Genomic DNA, 26,661 nt, shown 5'->3' on the forward strand with positions numbered 1-26,661 from the left:
CGGGCGGTCTTGCGGGTTTCCTGCGGTTTCCTCGCGGGTGCCCTGCGGACGGCGCCGGAGAGTCGGTGCTGCCGGACGGATCCGGCGCCCACCGAGCCAGGAGAAGCCGTCATGGAGACCGCCACCGCCACCGCCCTCGTCCCCGCCACGCTCGTCGGCTTCCTCGAGCGGCGGCGCGCCGGTTCGGTCCCGCCCCGCGACATGGTGTTCGTCGAGCGGCGCCGTCCGGCTCCCGTGCACGTCGTCGACGTCGAGGACCTCCACGAGGCCGATCTGCACGGCGTCCTCTCCGGCGGCCTGGACTACGGCTTCGGCGGCGCCGAGGCTCCGCTCGGTGCCGCGGCGCTGCTCGCCGGCCTGATCGCCTCCTCCGGTGCGGCCGCGCTGGCCGCCCACGACCTCCGCCCGGTCGCCGCCGAGCTCCTCGGCTGACCCCCGCCGGGGCCGGCTACAGCAGCCGGCCCGGGCCCTCCGGGAACCGCTGTCCGACCGTCCTGGTCCCGTAGTCCGGGTCCGGGACGGCCCGGACGGCGGGGGCGTCGACCGCCCGAGGCGGGGCCGTCGCCGTCCTGGTTCCCGGGCCGGCACCCGGCACCTCCCGCGTGCCCGGCCCCGTGCGCCACGACGGCACGCCGATGGGCTCGCGCGGGGCCGCGGCCGACCGGAGCTGTCGCCGTCGCCAGGCGCGGAACGCCGGCACCCAGCGCCGGCGGCCCACGTCGTAGGCGACCAGGACCGCGATCGCGACGACGACGGCGAGGAGGGTGTCGACGAGCGCCGCGGCGACGTCCAGCGGCGTGATCCGGCTCCAGTCGACGGACCCCAGGTACTGCCCGACCATCTCGAGCACGACGAACAGCACGCCGTACACGACGATGGCGAGCCTCACCCTGAGGTGGTCGGCCCCGCCGGCGGCCTCCTGGAGCCTCTCGCCCGACGAAGGGCCGCAGATCATCCGACCGGATGAACCGATCTGCTCTTCTCGCGATCGCTCAGCGAGGTGTCCTACCGCGAGAAGCCTGCACAGCGCTCGAGGCAGGTCAGTCGTGGTCCTCGGTGAGTGGGACCGGTCGGCCGGTCGAACTGTCGATGACCAGGCGGTCGCCGAGAGGGTTGGCCAGATCCACGGCTGCTGACGCGATGCGCCCCCTGAGCAAGCACGCGCGGGTACCGAACTCGAAGCGTCGATGGATCTCGACGGTGACAGTCACCACAGAGCTCGTCTCTTCCGCGCGGATCTGCGGCTCGCCGCCGCAGGTCTCGTCGGGAGCCGCGTACTCCACGTCCAGACGGCGCCCGTCGTTGCTGACCGATGCGCCTCGGATCTCCGCTGGTTCGGATGAGCCAGCGAGAACGATCGCCACCACCGTGACGAGGACGAGCGCGGAACCGGCCACGCCGAGGCGCGCCCGCGGGCGTCGGATAGGGAGACCTATCGCCACGGAGGGAGGCTATCCGGGGATTGAGCGTTGTTCTGAAGCCGACTTCAGGGTCGAATCACGTGTTTTCGCTGGTAGGCCGCTTAGCGCGGCTGGGCTGCACCCGCATCGGCTCGCCGGGCATCTTGGGGTAGTCCGGGGGATAGGGCATGTCGCCCAGGCCGTCGTCCGTCGCCTGGCGCTCGGCGAGCTCGAGCAGCGGCTCGATGCCGAACGCGTGGTCGGCCAGCCCGGCGTGCTTGTCACCCACCTCGCGGAACCGGGCCGGCATCGTCAGGACGTCGAAGTCGAACGGGGAGACGTCGGGCAGCTCGTCCCAGTCGACCGGCGCGGAGACCGGGGCGTGCGGCTTGGGCCGGATGGAGTACGCCGAGGCGATCGTGCGGTCCCGGGCCATCTGGTTGTAGTCGAGGAAGATCTTCTCGCCGCGCTCCTCCTTCCACCACGACATCGTCACCTGGTCGGGGAGCCGCCGTTCCAGCTCCCGGCCGAACGCGATGACGGCCCGTCGCACCTCCTGGAACGTCCACCGGGGCTGGATCGGCACGTAGATGTGCACGCCGCGCCCGCCGGAGGTCTTCGGCCAGCCCTGCATCCCGAACTCGGCCAGCAGCTCGCGCACGTGCGGGGCCACCGCCACCGCGTGGGTGAAGTCGGTGCCCGGCTGCGGGTCGAGGTCGATGCGGATCTGGTCGGGCGACTCGACGTCGGTCTTGGACACCGGCCACGGGTGGAAGGTGAGCGTGCCGAGGTTGGCGCACCAGGCGACGACGGCGACCGAGTCGGGCGCGATCTCGTCGGCGGTCCGCCCGCTGGGGAACGTGATGTGCGCCGTGGGCACCCACTCGGGGGCGTTCTTCGGCACCCGCTTCTGGTAGAAGGCGTCGCCGGTGTTGTCCACCCGGGTGGAGATGCGGGCGCCCTCGAACACCCCGCCCGGCCAGCGCTCCAGCGTCGTCGGCCGGTCCTCCAGGGCGAACAGGATGCCGGGACCGACCGCGATGAAGTACTCGACGACGTCGATCTTGCGGATGCCGCGGTCGGCGAAGTACGGCTTCTCCGGGTTGGAGACGCGGACCTCGTGCCCGTCGACGTCCAGGACTATTGCATCGCGACGGGCGTCCTTGCTGCTGGCCATGGGGATGTTCCTACCGCAGCCGGTGCGGGCGGAGGTCGATCACGCGGGGCAGGTCAGCCCATCGGAGGGCGCGGTCAGATCGATCAGGTAGGCGTTCACCGCGGCGGTGATGCAGTCGGTCTTCGGGTAGGCGGTGTGCCCGTCGCCCTGCCAGATCAGCAGCACGCCGGAGTCGAGCTGCTCGGCCATGTCCTCCGCACCCGGCAGCGGGGTCACCGGGTCGCCGGTGTTGCCGACCACGAGGATCGGGTCGCTGCCCTCGGCGTCGCGCTCCGGCAACGGGGTGCGCTCGGCCTCCCACGCGGAGCAGGTGTAGAGGCTGACGGCCGACCCGGCGCCGAAGAGCGGGTACTCCTGGTCCCACTCGGCGGCCAGGTCGCGGATCTCGCCCTCGTCGAACGTCTCGTCGGTGTCGGCGCAGTTGATGGCGATGTTGGCGTCGAGCAGGTTCGAGTACGTGTCGTCGTCGAGCCGGCCGGTGTAGCCGTCGGCCAGGGAGAACAGGCCCTTGGCGTCGCCGGCCACCTCGGCGGCCACGAGGGCCTGGATCAGCTGCGGCCACGAGTCGGTGTCGTACAGGGCAGCCTGGACGGCGGTGAGGACGACGCCCGGCGTCGCCCGGCGGCTCTCGCCCTCCTCGCTGCTCGGGATCGGCCCCTGCTCGGCGTGCGTCATGACGGCCTCGACGTAGCCCCGCGGGTCGTCGCCCAGGGGGCAGCCGGCCAGCAGGCCCTTGCAGTTCTCGGCGAAGACGTCGAAACCGCGCTCGAACGCGGCGGCGCTGGCCTCGGCGTCCTCGAGCTCGGTGGTGTCGGGGTCGACGGCCGCGTCGAGCACGAGCGCGCGCACCTTGTCCGGGAACAGCTCGGCGTAGGTCGAGCCGAGCGTGGTGCCGTAGGAGTAGCCGAGGTAGGTCAGCTGCTCGTCGCCGAGGGCCTCGCGCAGCCGGTCCATGTCGCGGGCGGTGTCGACGGTGTTGAAGGTGCCCAGCGCGTCGCCGTACTCCTCGGCGCAGCCGTCGGCCACCTCCTGGGCGAGGGAGAAGGCCTCGTCGAGGTCCTCGTCGGTGGTCGGGCGTGGCTCGGCGGCGATGGCCCGGTCCTTGAGCTCGTCGGGGATGCACTCCACGGGGGTCGACAGGCCGACCCCGCGCGGGTCGAAGCCGACGATGTCGAACCGGTTGAGCACGTCGTCGGGCAGCGTGAGCGCCAGGCCGATCGCGGCGTCGGCACCGGACCCGCCCGGGCCGCCGGGGTTGACCACGAGCGAGCCGATGCGCTCGGTCTGCCCCGCGGCCACGACCCGGACGAGGAACAGCGGCAGGGTGGCGCCCTCGGGCTCGTCGTAGCTGATCGGCACCTCGGTGCGACCGCACTCGAAGGCCAGGTCGCGGTCGGCACCGGGCTGCCCCTCGATCAGCCGCGTGATCTCGGCGTCGCAGTCGCTCCACTCGATGTCGGCGACGTCGGGCTCGGCCGGGGTGGTGGGCGCCGCGGTGGCGGCGGACTCGTCGGCGAGGGTGTCCGAGAACGAGGTGCAGCCGGTCAGCACCAGGCCGATGGCGAGCAGGCTCGGAAGGACGGCCGGCAGGCCGCGATGCAAGCGCATGATCCAAGAGCGTATGAGGCCGACGGCGCCGGCGCAGGCGATCACTGCCGATCGAGTGAGTCCCCGGTCTCCAGCACCTCGGCCAGGTCGTAGCGCACCGGCACCTCCAGCTGGTCGTACGTGCAGCTCAGCGGGTCCCGGTCGGGCCGCCAGCGCAGGAACTGACCGGTGTGACGAAGTCGACGACCCTCCAGCTGGTCGTACTTGATCTCCACCACCAGTTCGGGGCGCAGCGGCACCCACGACAGGTCTTTCTTCGCGTTCCACCGGCTGACCGCGCCCGGCATGCGGTTCTCACCGTTCTCGTGAACCTGTGCGTTGGCCCAGTCCTGCCACGGGTGCCCGTCGAGCGCGTCGGCCCGGTAGGGCTCGAGCTCCTCCACGAGCTCTGCCCGGCGGGCCATCGGGAAGGACGCCGCGACCCCGATGTGCTGCAGGTCGCCGGCGTCGTTGTAGAGGCCGAGCAGCAGCGACCCGACGATCGGCCCACTCTTGTGCCACCGGAACCCGGCGACGACGCAGTCCGCCGTCCGGACGTGCTTGATCTTGGTCATCAGCCGCTGGTCGGGCCCGTACGGGAGGTCGGCGGCCTTGGCGACGACGCCGTCGAGGCCGGCGCCCTCGAAGGTCTCGAACCAGCGCTGGGCGATCGCCGGGTCGCGGGTGATCCCGGTGAGGTAGACCGGTGGCCGGGTGCCCTCGAGCGCCGCCTCCAGCCGGGCCCGCCGCTGCGCGAACGGGGTCTCCAGCAGCGACTCGTCGCCGAGGGCGAGCAGATCGAAGGCGACGAAGGAGGCCGGGGTCTGCTCGGCCAGCAGCCGCACCCGGGACTCGGCGGGGTGGATGCGCTGCAGCAGCGCCTCGAAGTGCAGGCGGTCGCCCGCGGGCACCACGATCTCGCCGTCGACGACGCAGCGCTCGGGCAGGTTGGCCTTGACCGCCTCGACGACCTCGGGGAAGTAGCGGGTGAGCGGGCGCTCGTTCCGGCTGCCCAGCTCCACCTCGTCGCCGTCGCGGAAGACGATGCACCGGAAGCCGTCCCACTTGGGCTCGTAGAACAGGTCGTCGCCCGTCGGAAGCTTCGTGGCGGCCTTGGCCAGCATCGGCTTCACCGGCGGCAGCAGCGGGAGATCCATGCCGGTCAGTCAAGCAGTTGCGGCGCGCCGGAGGGCCTCGACCGAGAGCGCCCGGGTCCCTAACCTTCGCGCCGCGGGGGGCCGAGCCCAGGAGACGCCATGACCATGTACCTGACGAGGTTCAGCTACACCCCGGAGACCTGGAAACGACTGATCGCCAACCCGGAGGACCGCCGGAAGGCCGCGACCGCCTACGTCGAGTCGGTCGGCGGGAAGCTGCACGGGTTCTGGTACGCCTACGGGTCCCACGACGGGCTCACGCTCTGGGAGGCCCCGGACAACGTGTCGATGGCGGCCGTCGTGCTGGCGATCGGCAGCGGCGGGGCGGTGACCAATCTGGAGACGACCGTCCTGCTGACGGTCGAGGAGGCCATGGAGGCGATGGGCAAGGCCCAGGGGATCAGCTACCGGCCGCCGGCCGCGTCGTAGGCCAGGTCGTAGCGGGCGAACAGGACGTCGTCCTCCGCGAGCAGCTGCCGGAGCGCGAGCCGGGCCGGATCGGGCAGCGCGGACCCGCCCAGCAACCGGGCCGCGTCGCCCACGAGCGCGGGCGCGATCGACAGGTCCAGTTCGTCGACCAGACCTGCGGTCAGCGCCGATCGGAACAGCGTCGGCCCGCCCTCGCAGAGGACCTGCTCGAGCCCGCGCTCGGCCAGCCGGTCCAGGGCGAGGGCGAGATCGACGTCGTCGTCCCCGCAGACCAGCACCTCGACGCCCGCGTCGGCCACCGCCTGCCGGCGGGCGGGATCGGCGGCCGCGCAGGTGACGAGGATGGTCGAGGGAACCGCCAGCCGGTCCCCGGGGGCCAGCGACGCCCGCCGGGAGACGACGGCGATGGGGGCGGTCGGCGCCCGCCCGATCGCGGCCCGCAACCGGCCCACGGCGGAGTCCGCGGCCACGGGGCGGTACCCCTCGGCCGCCGCCGTCCCGTGCCCCACGAGGACGACGTCGGCCAGCGCGCGCAGGGTCCGGAACACGGCCTTGTCCCCCGGGGAGCCGAGCCCCGCGCTCTTCCCGTCCACCGTGATCGCCCCGTCCAGCGAGGCGATGAAGTTGACCCGCAGGTGCCGGCCGGCCGGGACCCGGTAGGCCTCGACCAGCGCGGCCTCGTCCAGCTCACCCTGGTCGGGCAACAGCCGGCGCACGGTCAGCGGGTGCTCAGCACGGCCGCGGACTCCGCGGGCAGCGTCACCGTGGCGCCGTCGAGGCCGGGCAGCTCGGCGGTCGCGAACAGGACCTCGTCCGCGCGCCGGTCCAGGTCGATCTCGCGCGACTGCTCGGCGAGGTTCACCACGACCCGCAGCGACCCGCGGTGCACGACAATCCACCGGTCGGCGTCGTCCCACTCCACCTGCACGGCGCTCAGATCCGGGTCGAGCAGGTCGGGATGTGCCCGGCGCAGCGCGAGCAGGGCGCGGTGCACGGCCAGCAGCCGCTCGTGCGGTTCCTGGGAGAGCTCCGACCAGTCGAGCTTCGACCGGGTGAAGGTCTCCGGGTCCTGCGGGTCGGGGACGACGTCGGCGTCCCAGCCGTGCTCGGCGAACTCGCCGATCCGGCCCTCCGCGGTGGCCTTGCCGAGCTCGGGCTCGGGGTGGCTGGTGAAGAACTGCCACGGCGTGCTCGCCCCCCACTCCTCGCCCATGAAGAGCATCGGGGTGAAGGGGCTGGTCAGCACCAGCGTCGCGCCGACGGCCAGCAGGCCGGGGGAGAGGGTCGCCGAGATCCGGTCGCCGACCGCCCGGTTGCCGATCTGGTCGTGGTCCTGCAGGTAGCCGAGGAACTTCCAGCCGGGCAGCGTCGCGGTGTCGACGGGCCGGCCGTGGTGCCGGCGCCGGAAGCTCGACCACGCGCCGTCGTGGAAGAACGCGCCGGTCAGCGTCTTCGCGAGGCCGGAGAGGCCGGCCTCGGCGAAGTCCGAGTAGTAGCCCTGGCCCTCGCCGGTCAGCACGGAGTGCAGCGCGTGGTGGAAGTCGTCGCTCCACTGCGCGGTCAGGCCGAGGCCGCCGGCCACCCGCGGCGTGACCATCCGCGGGTCGTTGAGGTCGCTCTCGGCGATCAGGGTCAGCGGCCGGCCGACGGCGACCGACAGCTTGTCGACCTCCTGCGCCATCTCCTCCAGCACGTGCGTGGCCCGCTCGTCGACCAGCGCGTGCACCGCGTCGAGCCGCAGCCCGTCGACGTGCATGTCGCGCAGCCACATCAGCGCGTTGTCGATGACGTAGCGGCGCACCTCGTCGGAGTCCGGGCCCGACAGGTTGATCGAGTTGCCCCAGGTGTTCGCGCCGCCCTCGGCGAAGATCGGGAAGAACTCCGGCAGGTAGTTCCCCGACGGGCCGAGGTGGTTGTAGACGACGTCCTGGATCACGCCCAGACCCTGCTGGTGGCAGGCGTCGACGAACCGCTGGTAGGCGGCCGGACCGCCGTAGGACTCCTGCACCGCGTACCAGAGCACGCCGTCGTAGCCCCAGTTGTGCGTGCCGTTGAACGCGTTGACCGGCAGCAGCTCGACGAAGTCGATCCCGAGCCGCACGAGGTGGCCGAGCCGGCCGATGGCCGCGTCGAGCGTCCCCTCCGGGGTGAACGTGCCGACGTGCAGCTCGTAGACGACCCCGCCGGCCAGCGGGCGGCCGGTCCAGGTGCTGTCGCCCCACTCGTGGGTGTCCGGGTCGAACCGCCGCGAGAGGCCGTGCACCCCGTCGGGCTGGCGGCGCGAGCGCGGGTCGGGGCGGGGACTGTCGCCGTCGCCGAGCAGGAAGCCGTAGTCGGCCTCGGGGCCGGCCTCGACCTCGGCCCGCCACCAGCCGCCCTCGCCCCGGGTCATGTCGTGCACGGCACCGTCGACCTGCACCCGCACCCGCTCGGGCAGGGGCGCCCAGACGGCGAACTCGACGGGAGCGGACATGCGGGGTGCCTCCAAGGGGAACGCGCGGAAGGTGCTGGTCAGTGACGACCGGCTCCGAGCATCATGCCCGCAGTCCCGGTGCCCAACCGCGCATGTGACACGGCCCGCGCCGGGGCGGGGGAGCGGTCATGCCGGACCGGGACGAGCACGCGCACCGAGCGGGCTGGGTCGAGCTGCGCGTCCACGGAGTCAGCGGCACCCCGCCCGAGTCGATGCTGGCGAGCGCGCACGTGTGCCAGGTGGCCGGGGACGACCGGAGCCGCTGCTTCCGGCCCACCGACGCCCAGGGGCGGGAGACCCGCGGGCCGGACGGCCAGGTCGTCGAGGCGTTCCACTGGGGCCGCTGGACGTCGGGGTCCTGGACCCAGGCGCTGTGGATCCTGCTGATCCCGTTCGGCATCGTCAACGCCGCCCAGTTCATGCTGCCCTCGCCGGGGGACCGGACCTCGTCCCGCTTCTTCCACGCGTCCAGCGGCGCGGTGCTGCGCCTGCTCGCCCTGCTGCTGACCTTGCTGTTCGCGATCGGCGTCTGCGTGATCGTCGTCGACCTGCTCGCCTGGCAGTGGCTGGCGCGGATGGACCTGCCCGGTGACGACCGGGTCGTCCTCGCGCCCGCCGTCCTCGTCGCCGTCGTCGCGGTCTACGGGCTGAGCTTCCTGGGCCGGTCGCACGCGGGCCGCCGCCGGTACGGGGCGGCGATGGAGGCCGACGGGCTGCCCGACCTGCGGGACACGGCGTTCTTCGACGGGGACCCCGACAGCCCCTCGCTGCGGCACCTGCACCGCGCCGCGGCCCTGTTCCTGGTCTCCTGGGTCGGCGTCTCGGCCGTCGCCGGGTCCCGCCCGATGCTCGCCGACCTCGGCCGGTGGACGCCGGGGATCGGGCTGGCCGTGACCGTCGTCGTCGTGGTCGTCCTCGGCGACCCCGAGCGCACCACCACCGTCGCCGGCGGGGACGGCGGCTGGCGACGCTGGTGGCACGGCATTTCCGCCGACGGCGAGGCGCGGGCAGGTGACCCGCCCAGCGAGCGGGTCGCGCGCTTCCTGCACCGGCTCGGGCTGGCGGCGGCGCTCTCGGCCGCGTTCGCGATCGCCGTGGCGCCGGTGAGCGGCACCGGCGAACTGCCCGGCGGCGCGGGGCCGCTGCCGGGCATCGAGGACGCCGCGGCGCTGGGTGGCCTGGGCGGCGCCGTGGTGGTGCTGCTGCTGTTCGTCGCCGTCCTCGGGTTGGCCCGGTCCACCCGCACGTCCCTCGGCCCGGTGCCGGCGCCGTTCGGCCGGTTCGCCGCCGGCATGACGGCGTGGCTGGCGGCATCGGTCGGGTTCTTCGTCGGCATCGGCCTGACCGCCGGCTCCGCGCTCGCGGTGCAGGGCGCCCTCAACCGGCTGCAGAACCGGCCGACGGTCGCCGCGCCGGAGGTGCTGCAGCGGGTGTCGTTCACCTGGGGGGTCACCGCGGTCGTCGTCGTCGGCCTGGGCGGGGCCGCCGTGTGGCACCTGCGCCGCCGGCGCGACCGGTTCGTGGCGGCGGCCTCGGCCGCCTACACCTTCGGGCCGGCCCCGGACGGCGAGGCCCCGCGGCCCCGGATGCACCCGCTGTGGCTGGCCCGGGTCGGCCGCGCGATGCAGATCGCGCGGCTGAAGAACCACCTCGAGCTGGTGTTCTGGATCTTCGGCGCGGTCGGCTCCGTGCTGGCCCTCGCGGCGGCCGTGGACTACCTGCTCGAGCGGCTGACCGACGGCATGGGCGGGGGAGCGCTGACGGTCGTCGACTGGTTCACCGGCAGCGCGTCGGCGGCCGGGGAGCCGGTGGTCGGCGACGACATCGTGATCGGTCTCGGCCAGATCATGCTGCTCGGACTGGCCGGTGGCGCCGTGCTCCTGGCGCGCGGGGCGATCCGCGCCGAGGGCCCGCGGCGCGCGCTCAACGTCGTCTGGGACGTGATCGCGTTCTGGCCGCGGTCGGTGCACCCGTTCGTCCCGCCGCCCTACGCCCAGGAGGTCGTGCCGGCCCTGATCCGGCGGATCTGCTGGCACCTCGGCGAACCCGACCCGTTGCCCGACACGGCCGCGCCGGGGGAGGAGCCCGCGGGCGCGGCCGCGGCCGACGGAGGTGGCTACGGCGGCGACGTGAACCCGCATCCGGTCGACCTGGTCGTCGTGGCCGCGCACAGCCAGGGGAGCCTGATCTCGCTGGCCGCGCTGCTCCGCCTGCCCCCGCACCTCCGGTCGAAGGTGCGGTGGGTGACGTTCGGCTCGCAACTGCGCCAGCAGTTCCCCCGCGCGTTCCCGCACTACGTCCGGCCCGGTGACCTGCTCACCCTCACCGAACGGCACAACTGGATCAGCCTGTACCGCGACACGGACCCGATCGCCGGACCCGTGACGAGCTGGGCGCACACCCGCGACGCGGCCGGCGTCCTCCGGTCCTGCCGCCTGGGTGGCCCGCCGGAGCCCGTGCCCGACGACGTCGACCCGTGCACCGGCCGCCGCGTGAGCGGCCGCGAGTGGCGGCTGCTGGACCCGCCGGCGTCCGACCGGCGGTTCCAGACCAGCGCCGTCGCGGGGATCCGCGGGCACAGCGACTACTGGCTCGATCCCGACTGGGACCGCGCGCTCGCCGCGGCTCGCGGGGTCCCTGCTAGTCCCGCACCAGCAGCGCCACCGGGAGACGGCTGAGCAGGGCGTCGACCGCCACCCCGGCGACGTCGGAGACGACCCGCTCGCCGGTGAGCAGGTCCCGCCACGCCCCGGTGGGCAGCTGCAGCGCGGCGTCGCCCCAGCCCTCGTCGGCCAGTGCCAGCGGGAGGCGGGTCGCGACCGTCACCGCCCCGCCGCGGTCGAAGGCGACCGCGTGGTCGGCGCCCGAGCCGGTGACCGCCACCGGCTCGTAGCCGGTGAACAGCTCCGGCCGGTCCCGCCGCGCGCGCAGGGCGCGGGAGACGACGAGCAGCTTGGCGGCGCCGGTCGCGTCGACCGCCGGCACCTCCCCGGCGTCGACCTGCGCGAGCAGCTTCCGCCGCAGCGCGTAGTCGACCGGACGGCGGTTGTCGGGATCGACCAGCGAGAAGTCCCAGAGCTCGGTGCCCTGGTAGACGTCGGGGACGCCGGGCATCGTCAGCTGCAGCAGCTTCTGGGACAGCGAGTTGGACCAGCCGAACGGTGCGATGCGGGCGACGAGGGCCTCGATCTCGCCGGCCGTCTCCGGGTCGTCGAAGGCGGCGTCGACCAGGGCGTGCAGTCGGCCCTCGAACTCCTCGTCGGGGGCGGTCCACGTGGTCGAGGTGCCCGCCTCGCGCGCCGCCTTCTCCACGTAGGCGTGCGCCCGTTCCCGGGAGAGCGGCCACGCTCCGACGAGGTTCTGCCAGACCAGGTGGGCCAGGGGCCGGTCGGGGAGCGGGTGCCGGGCCAGCCAGCCCCGCACCAGGTGCGCCCACTCGGTCGGGATCTCGGCCAGCACGGCCAGCCGGGCGCGCACGTCCTCGCTGCGCTTGGTGTCGTGCGTCGAGAGCGTCGTCATCGACTGCGGACGGCGCTGCGCCCGGCGCCGCTGCGCCGCGTGGAACTCCTCGACCGTGCTGCCGAACCGCGCCGGGTCGCCGCCGACCTCGTTGAGCGCGACGAAGCGGGCCCACCGGTAGTAGGCGCTGTCCTCGACGCCCTTGGCCATCACCGGGCCGCTGGTCTGCTCGAACCGGGTCGACGCCTCGGTGCCGGCCTGCGCGAGGACCGGGTGCAGGGCGTCGACGGCCTTGATCAGGTCGGGACGCCGGTCGCGGACGGCGGCAACCGTCGCGTCCAGGTGCTCGCGGCCGTCGGGCAGGTAGCTGCGGTAGACGGGGAAGGTCGCCAGCAGCTCGGCGAGCGCCTCGGTCTGCTCGGCGGTCTCGACACCCGGCAGGTCACCGATCACCCGCACGAGCCGGGCCACCTCCGAGCCCAACATCCCGTCGGTGACCTCGCGCTTGCAGTCGTGCACGAGCGCGGCGTAGTCCACGGCGCCGCCGGACAGCTCGGTGTCCAGCGCGGTGATCGCCGGTTCGCCGGCCCGGTCGACGAGCACCTCGTCGACCTCGGCGAGCGCGTCGTAGCCCGTCGTCCCGGCCGTGGCCCAGTCGTCGGGCAGGTCCTCCCCGGGCTCGAGGATCTTCTCCACGACCGTCCACCGGCCGCCCGATGCCTCGGCCAGCCGGTCGAGATAGCCCTTCGGGTCGGCCAGGCCGTCGGGGTGGTCGATGCGCAGCCCGTCGACGGCGCCGTCGCGCACGAGCCGGAGCACGAGGTCGTGGGTCGCGTCGAAGATCGCCGGGTCCTCGACGCGGAGGCCGGCCAGGGTGTTGATGGCGAAGAAGCGGCGGTAGTTCAGGTCGCCGTCGGCGCGCCGCCAGTCGACGAGCTCGTAGTGCTGGCGGGCGTGCACCTCCTGGGGGGTCCCGTCCCCGGTCCCGGGCGCGATCGGGAAGCGGTTGTCGTAGTAGCGCAACTCGCCGTCCGCCACCTCGAGCGCGTCGAGGTCGTCCGCCGAGCCGAGGACCGGGATGCGGAGCTTCCCGCCGCCGAACTCCCAGTCGATGTCGAACGCAGCGGCGTGCTCGCTGTCGCGCCCGTGCTGCAGCACGTCCCACCACCACGGGGCGGCCGCGGGATCGGCGACGCCCATGTGGTTGGGCACCAGGTCGAGCACCAGGCCCAGACCGTGCTCGTGCAGGGCGGCGACGAACCGGTCGAACCCGGCCGACCCGCCGCGCGCCTCGTCGATGTGCGCGTGGTCGACCGTGTCGTAGCCGTGGTTGCTGCCCTCGGCCGAGCGCAGCAGCGGCGAGGAGTAGGCGTGGGTCACCCCCAGGTCGGCCAGGTAGCCGGCCACCTCGGCGGCGTCCTCCAGCCGGAACCCGGCGTGCACCTGCAACCGGTAGGTCGCGGCCGGCACGCCCCGCTGCCGCTCGCCGCCCGGGACGACGACCGGACCCCCGTGAGCCCCCCCGTGAGCTCCCCCGTGTGCCCCGGTCACAGCGCGGGACCGCTGAAGACCACGATCGAACGACCCTCCACGGTGACCGAGTCGCCCGGCTTGAGGTCCTTCGGCTCCACGTCACCCATCGCCGACGTGTCGATCACCGGCGTCCACGCCGAGGCGTAGTCGTCGCTGGGCAGGGCGAAGTCGATCGGCTCGTGTGACGCGTTGAAGGCCAGGTAGAAGTGGTCGTCCTTGACGTACTCGCCGCGCTCGTCGGTCTCGCGGATGCCGAGCCCGTTGAGGTAGACCGCGAGCGACTTGGCGTAGCCGGCGTCCCAGTCCTCGTCGGTCATCGAGTCGCCGGAGGGCGTCAGCCAGTCGATGTCGGGCACCGGCTCGCCCTGGCCGCGGCGCACCGGCCGGCCGTGGAAGAAGCGCCGGCGGCGGAACGTCGGGTGGTCGGTGCGCAGCTTGGTCACCGCCTTGGTGAACTCCAGCAGCCCCTCGTCGACGTTCTCCCAGTCGATCCAGGTCAGCTCGGAGTCCTGGCAGTAGCCGTTGTTGTTGCCGCCCTGGCTGCGGCCCAGCTCGTCACCGTGCAGCAGCATCGGCACGCCCTGGCTGAGCATCAGCGTGGCGATGAAGTTGCGCCGCTGCTGAGCCCGGAGCTGCAGGATCTCCGGGTCGTCGGTGTCGCCCTCGACGCCACAGTTCCAGCTGCGGTTGTGGCTCTCGCCGTCGTTGTTGCCCTCGCCGTTGGCCTCGTTGTGCTTCTCGTTGTACGAGACCAGGTCGTTGAGCGTGAAGCCGTCGTGGGCGGTGACGAAGTTGATGCTGGCGAACGGGCGGCGTCCCGAGTGCTGGTACAGGTCGGCCGAGCCGGTGATCCGGCTGGCGAACTCGCCGACGGTGGCGTCCTCGCCGCGCCAGAAGTCGCGCACGGTGTCGCGGTACTTGCCGTTCCACTCGGTCCACAGCGCCGGGAAGTTGCCCACCTGGTAGCCACCCTCGCCGACGTCCCACGGCTCGGCGATGAGCTTGACCTGGCTGACCACCGGGTCCTGGTGGACGAGGTCGAAGAACGTGGAGAGGCGGTCCACGGCGTGCAGCTCGCGGGCCAGGGTGGAGGCGAGGTCGAACCGGAACCCGTCGACGTGCATCTCGGTGACCCAGTACCGCAGCGAGTCCATGATCATCTGCAGCGACTGCGGAGTCCGGACGTTGAGCGTGTTCCCCGTGCCGGTGTAGTCCATGTAGTACTGCTCGTCGCCTTCGACGAGCTTGTAGTACGTCCGGTTGTCGATGCCGCGGAACGACAGGGTCGGGCCGTTGTGGTTGCCCTCGGCGGTGTGGTTGTAGACCACGTCGAGGATGACCTCGATGCCGGCCTCGTGCAGGGCTCGCACCATGCCCTTGAACTCCTGGACGTGCTGGCCCGCCGTGGTGTCGCTGGCGTACTCGTTGTGCGGCGCGAAGAAGCCGATCGTGTTGTAGCCCCAGTAGTTGCGCAGCCCCTTCTGCTCCAGGGTGTCGTCCTGCACGAACTGGTGCACCGGCAGCAGCTCGATGGCGGTGATCCCGAGCTCGGTGAGGTACTCGATCGTCGCGGGGTGCGCGACGCCGGCGTAGGTGCCGCGCAGCTCCTCGGGGATGCGCGGGTTGGTCATCGTCAGGCCCTTGACGTGGGCCTCGTAGATGACCGTCTTGTTGTAGGGCGTCTTGGGCGGGCGGTCCACGCCCCAGTCGAAGTACGGGTTGACGACGACGGACTTCGGCATGTGCGGCGCCGAGTCGTCGTCGTTGCGCTTCTTGGTCTTGAAGTCGTAGCCGAAGCACGCCTGATCCCAGTCGATCTGACCGTCGATCGCCTTGGCGTACGGGTCGAGCAGCAGCTTGTTCGGGTTGCAGCGCAGGCCCTGCGACGGGTCGTAGGGGCCGTGCACCCGGAAGCCGTAGCGCTGGCCGGGGTGGATCCCGGGGAGGAACGCGTGCCAGACGAAGCCGTCCATCTCGGGGAGCCGGATGCGCTCCTCGTTGCCGTCGTCGTCGAACAGGCAGAGCTCGACCTTCTCGGCCACCTCGCTGAAGATCGCGAAGTTCGTGCCGGTGCCGTCGTACGTGGCCCCGAGGGGGTAGGCACTGCCGGGCCAGACCTGGGTCATCCTGGGCGTTCCTCCTGCGTGCGCCCCCGGGGTGCGGGGGCAGGTCGGGTCGGGCGTGGCTGTGCGTCGGTGCCCTGCTCCAGCTTCCCGCACACCTGGACTTCGTGTGAGACCCACCGCTGTCTCCGTGGCCGGCGGGCTCCCCACGCGACGACGATGCCCCCCGCAGCCATGGGCCGCGGGGGGCATCGTGCGCAGGGCTCCGCGCGGCCGACCTCGCCCGGGAAAGGCCCGGGTGGCGCTGGCCCGCAGCGGAACCGCTCTGCGACCAGGCACGCTAGGCCGGGACCGCCGTCGGGGACAAGTAGCCCGCGTCCCACACCCGTCCCAGCCGCGCTCGGACGCCCCGGACGGCGCAGGCACCCGTTCTGTCACAGGCGTCGTCCTGTCGGTGGTACGTCGTACCGTCGTCCCCGTGCGCGCGACCACCGACATCCGGCCGACCCAGGGGCGTTTCCAGGTCGTCAGCGACTTCGAGCCCTCGGGCGACCAGCCGGCTGCGATCAAGGATCTCGCCGAACGCGTCAACCGCGGGGAAAAGGACGTCGTCCTCCTCGGGGCCACCGGCACCGGCAAGTCGGCGACGACGGCGTGGCTGATCGAGCAGGTGCAGCGGCCGACGCTGGTCATGGCGCCGAACAAGACGCTCGCCGCGCAGCTGGCCAACGAGTTCCGCGAGCTGCTGCCGAACAACGCCGTCGAGTACTTCGTCTCCTACTACGACTACTACCAGCCCGAGGCCTACGTCCCGCAGACCGACACCTACATCGAGAAGGACTCCTCGATCAACGAGGAGGTGGAGCGGCTGCGGCACTCGGCCACGCAGGCGCTGCTCACCCGGCGCGACGTCGTCGTGGTGGCCACGGTGTCCTGCATCTACGGCCTGGGCACGCCGCAGGAGTACGTCGACCGCGCGCTGAAGATCTCGGTGGGGGAGGAGCGCGACCGCGACGAGCTGCTGCGCACCCTGGTCACCGAGCAGTACACCCGCAACGACCTCTCGTTCACCCGCGGCACCTTCCGGGTCCGGGGCGACACGATCGAGGTCTTCCCGGTCTACGAGGAGCTCGCGGTCCGGATCGAGATGTTCGGCGACGAGGTCGAGCGGCTGTACTACCTGCACCCGCTGACCGGCGAGGTCGTCCGCGAGGTGCAGGAGCTGTTCGTCTTCCCGGCCACCCACTACGTCGCCGGTCCCGAGCGCATGGAGCGGGCGATCGGCGGCATCGAGGCGGAGCTGGAGCAGCGGCTGGCCGAGCTCGAGAAGCAGGGCAAGCTGCTCGAGGCCCAGCGGCTGCGCATGCGCACGACCTACGACATCGAGATGATGCGACAGGTCGGCTTCTGCTCCGGCATCGAGAACTACTCTCGGCACATCGACGGCCGCGCCCCGGGCTCCGCAGGCTCCTGCCTCATCGACTACTTCCCCGACGACTTCCTGCTGGTCATCGACGAGTCGCACGTGACCGTGCCGCAGATCGGCGGCATGTACGAGGGCGACATGAGCCGCAAGCGCACGCTGGTCGAGCACGGCTTCCGGCTGCCGTCGGCGATGGACAACCGCCCGCTGAAGTGGGAGGAGTTCACCGACCGCATCGGCCAGACCGTCTACCTGTCCGCGACGCCGGGGCCCTACGAGCTGGGTCGCACCCAGGGTGAGTTCGTCGAGCAGGTCATCCGCCCCACCGGCCTGATCGACCCGGAGGTCGTGATCAAGCCGACCAAGGGCCAGATCGACGACCTGGTGCACGAGATCCGCATCCGCACGGAGAAGGACGAGCGCATCCTGGTCACCACGCTGACCAAGAAGATGGCCGAGGACCTCACCGACTACCTGCTCGAGCTCGGCATCAAGGTGCGCTACCTGCACTCCGAGGTCGACACCCTGCGCCGTGTCGAGCTGCTCCGGGAGCTGCGGCAGGGCGAGTACGACGTGCTGGTCGGCATCAACCTGCTGCGCGAGGGCCTCGACCTGCCCGAGGTGTCGCTGGTGGCGATCCTCGACGCCGACAAGGAGGGGTTCCTCCGGTCCGGCACGTCGCTGATCCAGACGATCGGGCGCGCGGCCCGCAACGTCTCCGGTCAGGTGCACATGTACGCCGACAAGATCACGCCGTCGATGGCGCACGCGATCGAGGAGACCAACCGGCGCCGCGAGAAGCAGATCGCCTACAACACCGAGCGCGGGCTCGACCCGCAGCCGCTGCGCAAGAAGATCGTCGACATCCTCGACGGCATCTACCGCGAGGCGGAGGACTCCGAGGCGAGCGAGCTGATCGGCGGTTCGGGCCGGCAGCAGTCCCGGGGCAAGTCGCCGGTGCCCGGCCTCTCGTCGAAGAAGGGCAAGAGCAAGGCCGGGGCGATCGACGTGCAGGGACTGCCCCGCAACGAGCTGGCCGACCTCATCACGCAGATGAACGAGCAGATGCTCGCCGCCGCCCGCGAGCTGCAGTTCGAGGTCGCCGCCCGCCTGCGCGACGAGCTGTCCGAGCTGAAGAAGGAGCTCCGCCAGCTCGACGCCGCGCACGCCTGAGCGAAAGCTCCGCCGCCCGGGGAAGTTACGCCGCCCGGGAACACAACGGCGGGTCCGGTCGTTCGAACCGGCAGGACCACGCGACCTCTCGAGGGCACGTGGTCCTGCTGTGGAGGGGAGTATCCCGCCGCGGCGCCGTCGTCAGTACGAGGTCCCCGTGGACCTCCGGCGGTGCCGGTCGTCCACCGAGGCGACGGGAGAGACCTCCGGATCTGACCCTGTGCGACGTCCCCGGGCGTCGCCGAGTCTCCGGAGGTAGTGAGCCTTGGACGTCCCTTTCTGGGTGTGGGCAGTCACGGTCGGCGCGATCGTGGCCATGCTCGTCTTCGACCTGGTCGGCCACGTGCGGACGCCGCACGCGCCGACGTTGCGCGAGTCGGCGATCTGGTCGGCCGTCTACGTCGGGATCGCCATCCTGTTCGGCTTCCTCGTCTGGTGGGGCTGGGGGGCCGGCTTCGCCGGCGAGTACTTCGCCGGCTACGTCACCGAGAAGAGCCTGTCGGTCGACAACCTCTTCGTGTTCGTGCTGATCATGGCGAGCTTCGGTGTGCCACGGGAGCTGCAGCAGAAGGTGCTCCTGTTCGGCATCACCTTCGCGCTCGCGCTCCGCACGGTCTTCATCGTCGTCGGTGCCGCCGCGATCGCGAACTTCAGCTGGGTCTTCTACCTGTTCGGCGCCATCCTCATCTACACCGCCTGGGTGCAGGCCCGCAGCGGCGGCCACGGCGACGACGAGGACTACCAGGAGAACGCCGTCCTGCGGTTCGCCCGCAAGCGGCTGCGGACCACGGACGAGTACCACTCCGACCGCATGACCGTGAAGCTCGACGGCAAGCGGTTCCTGACCCCGCTGGCCATCGCCCTGATCGCCATCGGCACCGCCGACGTCATCTTCGCCGTCGACTCGATCCCGGCGATCTTCGGGCTGACCCAGGAGACCTTCCTCGTCTTCACGGCCAATGCCTTCTCGCTGCTCGGCCTGCGGCAGCTGTTCTTCCTGATCGACGGGCTCCTCGACCGGCTGGTCTACCTCGCCTACGGCCTGGCCGTGATCCTCGGCTTCATCGGTGTCAAGCTGGTCATCCACGCCCTGCACACCAACGAGCTGCCGTTCATCAACGGCGGTGAGCACGTCACCCTCCTGCCGGAGGTGCCGACGTCGGTCTCGCTGCTGGTGATCCTCGTGACGCTCGTCGTCACCACGGTCGCCAGCCTGCTGCGGGCGCGCCGCGACGATCGGGAGCGGGTCGCCGCCGACGCCGCGGCGTCCGGCCCCACCTCACTGTCGGCCGGCGGACGAGACCCGGCCGACGCGCTCCCGGACGCCAGCGAGAACGGCGTCCGGGAAACGGGTACGGTGAGCGCCGCGAACCCAGGCCGACGCGACCACTGACGGTCACGCCGCCGGGGGGATGCGCAGGAGGGGAGTATCCCCCCGCGGCAGCGTCGTCATCACGAGGTCCCATGGCCTCCGGTGCTGCCGGTCGTAGGCCTCCGGGCCCGCGGTGGGAGAGACCTCCGGTGCTGACGACAGCCTGTCCCCGGAGGAACACGCCCGCATGGAGCTTCCCGTCTGGTTCGAGATCGCGACGTTCGTCGGACTCACCGTCCTGCTGCTCGCCGATCTCGCCATCGTCGCTCGTCGCCCGCACGAGCCCTCCATCAAGGAGGCGAGTCTCTGGGTCAGCTTCTACGTCAGCCTGGCGCTGATCTTCGGCGTCCTGTTGCTGGCGTTCACCAACACGACGTACGCCACGGAGTTCTACGCGGGCTGGCTCACCGAGTACTCGCTCTCGGTCGACAACCTGTTCGTCTTCGTGATCATCATGGCCCGCTTCCGGGTGCCCCGGCACCTGCAGCAGGAGGCCCTGATGGTCGGCATCATCATCGCCCTCGTCCTGCGCGGGATCTTCATCCTGCTCGGCGCCGTGGTCATCGAGCGGTTCGTGTGGGTCTTCTACATCTTCGGCGTCTTCCTGATCTACACGGCGTGGAACCTCGTCCGACACCGGGGCGAGGACGACGACTACGAGGAGAACGCGCTCATCCGGCGGATGCGCAAGGTGCTGCCGATCACGCAGGACTACCACGGCGCCAAGATCCGGGTGAAGCAGGACGGCAAGAAGTACTGGACGCCGATGATCATCGTCTTCCTGGCGCTCGGGACGACCGACCTGATCTTCGCGCTCGACAGCATCCCCGCGATCTTCGGCCTCACCCGCGAGCCGTTCATCGTGTTCACCGCGAACGTGTTCGCCCTGATGGGCCTGCGCCAGCTCTACTTCCTCCTGGGCGGCCTGCTCAAGCGCCTGGTCTACCTGTCGATGGGCCTGGCGGTGATCCTGGCCTTCATCGGCGTCAAGCTGATCCTGGAGGCCGTGCACGAGAACCAGCTGCCGTTCGCCGGCGAGCGGGAGCCGATCGACGCGGTGCCGCACATCCCGATCTGGCTGTCGCTGACGATCATCCTGGGCGTGCTGGTCATCGCGACCGTCGCCAGCCTGCTGAAGACGCGGGGGCAGCTGGTCGACGTCGACGAGCCGGTCGTCGACACCGACACCGCGAAGCAGATCCCCACGGGCGGGCCCGAGGCGGCGGCCGCCACCGAGGCCAAGCTCGCGGAGGAAGCCGACGAGGAGCGGACGCGGCGCTGAGCTAGCGTCGGCCCCCATGCGGCCGACCGACCTCGCCCTGCTCCGGGTCCCGGGCGTCCCGACCGTGTCGCCCGACGGTCGGATCGCGGTCGTGGCCGTGTCCCGCCCCGACCTCGAGGCCGACGAGTACCGCGGCCAGCTCTGGGCGGTGCCCACCGACGCCTCCGCCCCGGCCCGTCCGCTGACGGCCACGCAGCGGGACAGCGATCCCGCCTTCTCCCCGGACGGGCGCTGGCTGGCGTACCTGAGCAGCGAGCCGGGCGGCAAGCCGCAGATCCACGTGCTGCCGACCGCGGGAGGCGTCGGCCGGCGGCTGACCGACCACCCCCTCGGCGCCGGGGCGCCGGTCTGGTCGCCGGACTCCCGACGCGTGGCCTACACCGCCCGGGTCCCGGAGCACGGCCGGTACGGGACGGTCGAGGGAGTGACCCCCGCCGCCGAGCCGCCCCGGCTGATCACGACGCTGCAGTACCGCCGCGACGGTGTCGGCTTCCTGGTCGACCGGCGCAGCCAGGTCTTCGTGCTCGACCTCCCGCGGGACTTCGCCGACGACACCGCGCCGGTCCCGGCACCCGTGCAGGTCACCACCGGCGACGCCGACTGCGAGGACGTCACCTGGCGTCCCGACGGCGCCGCGCTGGCATTCGTCTCGGCACGGCACGACCGCGCCGACCGCGACCTGGTCCGCGACGTGTACCTGGTCGCCCCCGACGGCTCGGACCTGCGGCGGCTGACCGGATCGCGCGGCGACTGCGCCCTGCCCACCTTCGCGCCCGACGGCACGCTCTACGTCACGGCCGTCCCCGACCTCGGACCCGACGGGGTCGACTTCGTCGCGCGGCAGGCCGTGCCGTGCCGGGTCGAGGCCGCCACCGGCGCCCTGCGGCCGCTGCTCGATCCGGAGCTGCACCACCGCGGCGACGAGACGCGGGCGACGGTCGTCGTCGACGACGCCGTGCTGGTCGGCGTGCAGCGCCGCGGGGCCGTGGACCTGCTCCGGGTGCCGCTGGCCGGGGGTGAGCCGGACGTCCTGGTCGACGGGCCGTTCACCGTGCGCGGGATCGCGGCCGCCGGCGGCGTCGTGGTGGCCTGCGTCGCGCACGACCGGTCGGCGGGGGAGCTCATCGCCATCACCCCGGGGCGGCGCCGACTGCTCACCGATTTCGGCCGCGAGCTGGGCGAGACGGGCCGGGTGCACCGGATGATCGAGCGGACGGCGACGGCCCCGGACGGTCACCCGGTGCACGGGTGGGTGACGGCGCCGCCCGGGCCCGGTCCACACCCGGTGCTGCTGACCATCCACGGCGGGCCGTTCGCGCAGTACGGCTGGCAGCTGTTCGACGAGACGCAGGCCTACGTCTCGGCGGGCTACGCGGTGGTCCAGTGCAATCCCCGCGGGTCCTCCGGGTACGGGGCGGCGCACGGGCAGGCGATCCGGGGTGCGTTCGGCGACCGCGACGCCGCCGACGTGCTGGCGTTCCTCGACGCCGCGCTGGAGGACCCGTCGCTCGACGCCGACCGGGTCGGCGTGATGGGGGGCTCGTACGGGGGCTACCTGACGACGGTGCTCATCGGCCGGACCACCCGGTTCGCGGCGGCGATCAGCGAGCGCGCCTTCCTCGACCCGGTCAGCTTCGTGGGGTCCTCCGACATCGGGTGGGTCTTCTCCGACCAGTACCTCGGCACCGATCCGGCCCGGCTCGCGGCGCAGAGCGCGCTGGCCGCCGCCCCCGGCATCACCACGCCGACGCTGGTCATCCACTCCGAGGAGGACTGGCGGTGCCCGGTCGAGCAGGGCGCCCGGCTCTTCGTGGAGCTCCGGCGCCGCGGCGTGCCCTCGGAGCTGCTGCTGTTCCCGGGGGAGGGCCACGAGCTGTCCCGGTCGGGCCGGCCGCGGCATCGGCTGGCCCGGTTCGAGCACGTGCTCCGGTGGTGGGCGCGCTGGTTGCCGACCCCCGAGAACGGCGGTGAGGTGGCCGAGCTCGAGCCGGCGCCGTCGTCGGACGCCGGCGTGCCGGAAGGCGAGCCCGCCGTCGAGCCGCTCACCGTGCGGGCAACCCGGGTGGACTGAGCGTCGCGGCACTAGCGTGCTCGGGGTGGATCGCCGGGTGCCGCGCTGGTCCGAGCTGCGGGAGCTGATCCGGCCCCGCCGGCCGGTCGGGAACGCGACCGAGCGGCGGCTGGCCGGGGCCGCGACGGTCGGCGACCTCCGCGAGATCGCCCGCCGCCGGGTGCCCCGGGCCGTCTTCGACTACACCGACGGGGCGGCGGGCGAGGAGATCAGCCTCCGCCGCAGCCGGGAGGCCTTCCGCCGCGTCGAGTTCCGGCCCAGCGTGCTGCGCGACGTCTCCGCGGTGGACCCCTCGACGACGGTCCTGGGGGCGCGCTCGGCGCTGCCCCTGGCGTTCGCCCCGACGGGCTTCACCCGGCTCATGCACGTCGAGGGCGAGCTCGCCGTCGGCCGGGTGGCCGAGCGGGTCGGGATCCCGCACGCCCTGTCGACGATGGGCACCACCTCGCTGGAGGCGCTCGCCGCGGAGGCGCCCGGAGCGCGCCGGTGGTTCCAGCTGTATCTGTGGCGCGACCGCGAGGCCAGCGCCGCGCTGGTCGAGCGGGCCCGGGCGGCCGGCTACGAGGCGCTCGTCCTCACCGTCGACACCCCGGTGGCCGGGCCGCGCCTGCGGGACGTCCGCAACGGGTTCACCATCCCGCCGGCTCTCACGCTGCGCACGATGGCCAACGCGGCCCGGCACCCGCAGTGGTGGGTGGACCTGCTGACCACCGAGCCCCTGGAGTTCGCCTCGCTGCGCGCGTGGAAGGGCACGGTCGCCGAGCTCGTGGACCGCGTGTTCGAGCCGGCCGCGACGATCGCCGACGTCCGGGCACTGCGCGAGACCTGGCCGGGCGCGCTGATCGTCAAGGGCGTGCAGGGGGTGGACGACGCGCGGGCGGTCGTGGACGCCGGCGCCGACGCCGTCGTCGTCTCCAACCACGGCGGCCGCCAGCTCGACCGGGCGCCGACGCCGCTCGAGCAGCTGCCCGCGGTCGTGCAGGCCGTCGGCGACCGGGCCGAGGTCTACCTCGACGGCGGCATCCTCGACGGCGCCGATGTCGTTGCCGCCGTCGCCTTCGGGGCCCGGGGCTGCCTGATCGGCCGGGCGTACCTGTACGGCCTCATGGCCGGCGGGGAGCGCGGGGTGCAGCGGGTGGTCGACCTGATGACCCGCGAGATGACCCGCACCATGCAGCTGCTCGGGGTGGCGTCGGTCGCCGAGCTGACCCCGGACCGGGTCCGACTGCGGGCCTGAAGAGAGCCATTGCCGCCGGGACCTGCGACTTCCTAGGGTGGCTCATGGACGTCGTCGAGGTCGTGCCCACGTTCGAGCAGTACGCGTTCACCTTCGGCGGCGTCGCGCCGCTGCGCCGCATCGCACCGGGGACCGCGTTGCGGCTCTGGTCGGACGACGCGTTCTGCGGCGCCCTGCGCTCGACGAAGGACCTGTCGTCGGACAAGGTCGACCTGCGGTTCGTCAACCCGCAGACCGGGCCCTTCTACGTGGAGGGAGCCGAGCCGGGCGACACCCTCGCGCTCCACTTCGTCGCGCTGGAACCCGCCCGCGACTGGGGCGCCTCCGCCGCGATCCCGTTCTTCGGGGGCCTGACCAGCACCGACCGCGTCGCCACCCTGCAGGACCCGTTGCCCGACACCACCTGGATCTACGAGCTCGACCGGGCCCGCAACACCGTCACGTTCGCCGCGCAGCACAGCGATCTGCGGATCGACCTGCCGGTGGAGCCGATGCTCGGCACCGTCGGCGTCGCCCCCGCCGGGGGCGAGGTGCGCAGCTCGCTGGTGCCCGACCGGTTCGGCGGCAACATGGACACCCCGCAGATGCGGGCCGGCTCCACCTGCTTCCTGGGCGTCAACGTCGAGGGCGCGATGTTCTCCGTCGGCGACGGCCACTACCGGCAGGGCGAGGGGGAGGCCTGCGGCACGGCCGTCGAGGGCGCGATGACGACGACGCTGATCGTCGAGCTGATCAAGGGTGGCGCCCCGGGCTGGCCGCGGATCGAGGACGACACGCACTGGATGACCGTCGGGTCGAGCCGGCCCCTCGAGGACGCCTGGCGGATCGGCCAGACCGAGCTCGTGCACTGGTTCCGCGAGCTGTACGGCCTGCACGCGATGGACGCCTACCAGCTGCTGTCGCAGATCACCGAGGTGCCGATCGCCAACGTGGTCGACGCCAACTACAGCGCCGTCGTCAAGGCCCGCAAGGCGCTCCTCCCGCCGGCGACGGCCTTCGGCGGGCTGCACGACGACCTGCGGCGCCGCGCCGCGACCCTGCTCTGACCATCCCGCACTGACCGTCTCCCGGAGGACCCCGTCATGGATCTGCAGCTCACCGGCTCCCGCGTGCTCGTCACCGGGGGCACCCGCGGCATCGGCCGGGCGATCGTCGAGACGTTCGTCGACGAGGGCGCCGTCGTGGAGTTCTGCGCCCGGAACGCCGCGGAGATCGAGGCGACGGAGAAGGCCCTGGCCGGGCGCGCGGGCCGGGCCACGGGCGTCCAGCTCGACGTGGCCGACGGCCCGGCGCTGACCGGCTGGGTGGCCGCGGCGGCCGACCGGATGGGCGGCATCGACGCCGTCGTCGCCAACGTCAGCGCCCTCGCCGTCCCCGACACGGAGGAGAACTGGAAGGCCTCCTTCGACGTCGACCTGATGCACACCGTGCGGCTCGCGCAGGCGGCGCTGCCGCATCTGGAGGCGAGCAGCAACGGATCGATCGTCGCGATCTCGAGCGTCTCCGGGCGCGAGGCGGACTTCGCCTCGGGCCCGTACGGGACGATGAAGACGGCGATCGTCGGCTACATCTCGGGGCTGGCGTTCCAGCTGGCCGGTCGTGGCGTGCGGGCCAACGTCGTCTCGCCGGGGAACACCTACTTCGACGACGGCTTCTGGCAGGGGGCCGAGAAGGGCATGCCCGACTTGTTCTCGATGGCGCTGGGGCTGAACCCGACGGGGCGGATGGGCCGGCCGGAGGAGATGGCCCGGGCGGTGGTCTTCCTGTCCAGCCCGGTGTCCAGCTTCACGACCGGCACCAACCTCGTGGTCGACGGGGCGCTGACCCGGGGCATCCAGCTCTGACCGTCGGCGCCCCGGGCCGCTACGGTCCCCGCATGGCGCTCATCTATCCCGTGCAGGCCGATTCCCCGGAGCCGTCGGACGACGCGGCGCCGGACTTCGGCGAGCTCGCCGCCGACCTGTCGGACCAGTGGCTGGTCGAGGTCGACCTCGGCGAGGACGACGACGACGCGTGCTTCGGCCCGCTGTCGGCGCGGGAGGCCTGGGACCTGGCCGTGGAGGTGGCCGACCGGCGGCCGGAATGGGAGGTCTCGGTCGTGCCGCTGTACGCCGCGGAACCGGCCGAGGACCTCATCGCCCTGTTCGAGGAGGACTGACCCCTCACCAGCCCCGTTCGCGCCACTCGCCGAGGTGCGGGCGCTCGGTGCCGATCGTGGTGTCCTTGCCGTGGCCGGGGTAGACCCACGTCTCGTCGGGCAGCGTGCCGAACAGCCGCTCCTCGACGTCGTCGACCAGGCTGGCGAACCGCGCCGGGTCCTTCTGGGTGTTGCCCACGCCGCCGGGGAAGAGGCTGTCGCCGGTGAACACGTGCGTGCCGGCGTCGCCGCCCCGCCAGACCAGCGCGATGCTGCCGGGCGTGTGCCCGCGCAGGTGGATCACCTCGAGGGTCTGCTCGCCGACCCGCACGGTGTCGCCGTGCTCGACGGGACGCGTGACCGGGACGGGCAGGTCGCCGGTGTCGGCGGGATGGGCGACGGTGTCGGCGCCGGTCGCCGCCACCACCTCGGGCAGGGCGCGGTGGTGGTCCCAGTGCCCGTGCGTCGTGACGACCGTGCGCACACCGCCGTCGCCGATCAGCTCCAGCAGCGCCGCGGGCTCGGCCGCTGCGTCGATCAGCAGCCCCTCGCCGGTCGCCGTGCAGCGGAGCAGGTAGGCGTTGTTGGCCATCTCGCTCACGGCCAGCTTGGAGATCGTCAGCGCGGGCAGCTCGCGGACGTCGGCCGGACCGCCCACTTCGACGTCGCCGGTGTAGGTCATCGAGGA

At 72.5% G+C, this 26,661-nt stretch carries 21 protein-coding genes; 11 read left to right on the forward strand and 10 right to left on the reverse strand.

Annotated features, from left to right (window positions below; all coding sequences use genetic code 11):
- Window positions 1-111: 111 nt before the first annotated feature.
- Window positions 112-432, forward strand: coding sequence for a hypothetical protein (locus tag ABD644_RS05480; protein ID WP_344687624.1), 321 nt, complete (start codon window positions 112-114; stop codon window positions 430-432).
- A 16-nt stretch (window positions 433-448) separates the two neighbouring features.
- Here the strand turns inward: ABD644_RS05480 and ABD644_RS05485 are convergent, their stop codons facing one another.
- From ABD644_RS05485 to ABD644_RS05505, 5 genes are all read right to left on the reverse strand, one after another.
- A complete protein-coding gene (locus ABD644_RS05485) occupies window positions 449-889 on the reverse strand; it encodes a hypothetical protein (RefSeq protein ID WP_344687625.1) in 441 nt (146 codons plus the stop codon).
- Window positions 890-1,040: 151 nt separating this feature from the next.
- Window positions 1,041-1,442 carry a hypothetical protein gene (locus tag ABD644_RS05490; RefSeq protein WP_344687627.1) on the reverse strand — a complete coding sequence of 134 codons (402 nt, stop codon included), beginning with the start codon at window positions 1,440-1,442 and terminating at the stop codon, window positions 1,041-1,043.
- A 55-nt stretch (window positions 1,443-1,497) separates the two neighbouring features.
- Entirely contained in the window at window positions 1,498-2,577 is a 1,080-nt protein-coding gene (locus ABD644_RS05495) for a DNA polymerase domain-containing protein (RefSeq protein ID WP_344687628.1), read from the reverse strand.
- Between the two features lie 39 nt (window positions 2,578-2,616).
- Window positions 2,617-4,185, reverse strand: a complete 1,569-nt coding sequence (locus ABD644_RS05500; RefSeq protein ID WP_344687629.1) for an alpha/beta hydrolase — start codon at window positions 4,183-4,185, stop codon at window positions 2,617-2,619.
- A gap of 41 nt (window positions 4,186-4,226) precedes the next feature.
- The gene (locus ABD644_RS05505; protein WP_344687630.1) at window positions 4,227-5,321 is read right to left on the reverse strand and encodes an ATP-dependent DNA ligase; all 1,095 of its coding nucleotides are present in this window, start codon (window positions 5,319-5,321) and stop codon (window positions 4,227-4,229) included.
- A gap of 99 nt (window positions 5,322-5,420) precedes the next feature.
- Here ABD644_RS05505 and ABD644_RS05510 point away from each other — a divergent pair, with 99 nt between their 5' ends.
- Window positions 5,421-5,750 (forward strand): GYD domain-containing protein, encoded by a 330-nt coding sequence (locus tag ABD644_RS05510; RefSeq protein WP_344687631.1) that lies wholly within the window; start codon window positions 5,421-5,423, stop codon window positions 5,748-5,750.
- On the opposite strand, the gene ABD644_RS05515 is transcribed toward ABD644_RS05510, so the two are convergent.
- Window positions 5,726-6,466, reverse strand: a complete 741-nt coding sequence (locus ABD644_RS05515; RefSeq protein WP_344687632.1) for a dihydrofolate reductase family protein — start codon at window positions 6,464-6,466, stop codon at window positions 5,726-5,728. The genes ABD644_RS05510 and ABD644_RS05515 overlap by 25 nt on opposite strands.
- 2 nt (window positions 6,467-6,468) lie before the next feature.
- Window positions 6,469-8,223, reverse strand: coding sequence for a malto-oligosyltrehalose trehalohydrolase (gene treZ, locus ABD644_RS05520; RefSeq protein ID WP_344687633.1), 1,755 nt, complete (start codon window positions 8,221-8,223; stop codon window positions 6,469-6,471).
- A 128-nt stretch (window positions 8,224-8,351) separates the two neighbouring features.
- Between treZ and ABD644_RS05525 the strand changes: the two genes are divergently transcribed.
- The gene (locus ABD644_RS05525; RefSeq protein WP_344687634.1) at window positions 8,352-10,901 is read left to right on the forward strand and encodes a hypothetical protein; all 2,550 of its coding nucleotides are present in this window, start codon (window positions 8,352-8,354) and stop codon (window positions 10,899-10,901) included.
- Here the strand turns inward: ABD644_RS05525 and treY are convergent.
- Both treY and glgX read right to left on the reverse strand, forming a co-directional pair.
- Window positions 10,864-13,152, reverse strand: a complete 2,289-nt coding sequence (treY, locus tag ABD644_RS05530) for a malto-oligosyltrehalose synthase (RefSeq protein ID WP_344687635.1) — start codon at window positions 13,150-13,152, stop codon at window positions 10,864-10,866. The genes ABD644_RS05525 and treY overlap by 38 nt on opposite strands.
- A 77-nt stretch (window positions 13,153-13,229) precedes the next feature.
- The gene (glgX, locus tag ABD644_RS05535) at window positions 13,230-15,341 is read right to left on the reverse strand and encodes a glycogen debranching protein GlgX (RefSeq protein ID WP_344687636.1); all 2,112 of its coding nucleotides are present in this window, start codon (window positions 15,339-15,341) and stop codon (window positions 13,230-13,232) included.
- 415 nt (window positions 15,342-15,756) lie between these two features.
- On the opposite strand from glgX, the gene uvrB reads away from it, so the two are divergent.
- The 8 genes from uvrB to ABD644_RS05575 all read left to right on the forward strand — a co-directional run bounded on the left by uvrB (window position 15,757) and on the right by ABD644_RS05575 (window position 25,994).
- Window positions 15,757-17,874: an excinuclease ABC subunit UvrB gene (gene uvrB / locus ABD644_RS05540; RefSeq protein ID WP_344687638.1), complete on the forward strand. Its 2,118-nt coding sequence runs from the start codon at window positions 15,757-15,759 to the stop codon at window positions 17,872-17,874.
- Window positions 17,875-18,139: 265 nt separating this feature from the next.
- On the forward strand, window positions 18,140-19,267 hold the full coding sequence (locus ABD644_RS05545; protein WP_344687639.1) for a TerC family protein: 1,128 nt from the start codon (window positions 18,140-18,142) through the stop codon (window positions 19,265-19,267).
- Window positions 19,268-19,433: 166 nt separating this feature from the next.
- Window positions 19,434-20,528 (forward strand): TerC family protein, encoded by a 1,095-nt coding sequence (locus ABD644_RS05550; RefSeq protein WP_344687640.1) that lies wholly within the window; start codon window positions 19,434-19,436, stop codon window positions 20,526-20,528.
- 16 nt (window positions 20,529-20,544) lie between these two features.
- Window positions 20,545-22,599, forward strand: coding sequence for a S9 family peptidase (locus ABD644_RS05555; RefSeq protein WP_344687642.1), 2,055 nt, complete (start codon window positions 20,545-20,547; stop codon window positions 22,597-22,599).
- 25 nt (window positions 22,600-22,624) lie between these two features.
- On the forward strand, window positions 22,625-23,836 hold the full coding sequence (locus tag ABD644_RS05560) for an alpha-hydroxy acid oxidase (RefSeq protein WP_344687643.1): 1,212 nt from the start codon (window positions 22,625-22,627) through the stop codon (window positions 23,834-23,836).
- A gap of 44 nt (window positions 23,837-23,880) precedes the next feature.
- Complete coding sequence (locus tag ABD644_RS05565) at window positions 23,881-24,882, forward strand: acetamidase/formamidase family protein (RefSeq protein WP_344687644.1); 1,002 nt, start codon at window positions 23,881-23,883, stop codon at window positions 24,880-24,882.
- A gap of 36 nt (window positions 24,883-24,918) precedes the next feature.
- The gene (locus ABD644_RS05570; protein WP_344687645.1) at window positions 24,919-25,680 is read left to right on the forward strand and encodes an SDR family NAD(P)-dependent oxidoreductase; all 762 of its coding nucleotides are present in this window, start codon (window positions 24,919-24,921) and stop codon (window positions 25,678-25,680) included.
- A 32-nt stretch (window positions 25,681-25,712) separates the two neighbouring features.
- Window positions 25,713-25,994, forward strand: a complete 282-nt coding sequence (locus ABD644_RS05575; RefSeq protein ID WP_344687646.1) for a hypothetical protein — start codon at window positions 25,713-25,715, stop codon at window positions 25,992-25,994.
- Between the two features lie 4 nt (window positions 25,995-25,998).
- On the opposite strand, the gene ABD644_RS05580 is transcribed toward ABD644_RS05575, so the two are convergent.
- On the reverse strand, window positions 25,999-26,655 hold the full coding sequence (locus tag ABD644_RS05580; RefSeq protein ID WP_344687648.1) for an MBL fold metallo-hydrolase: 657 nt from the start codon (window positions 26,653-26,655) through the stop codon (window positions 25,999-26,001).
- Window positions 26,656-26,661: the final 6 nt, after the last annotated feature.

The organism is Blastococcus jejuensis, from assembly GCF_039534705.1.
GTDB classification, from domain to species: domain Bacteria; phylum Actinomycetota; class Actinomycetes; order Mycobacteriales; family Geodermatophilaceae; genus Blastococcus_B; species Blastococcus_B jejuensis.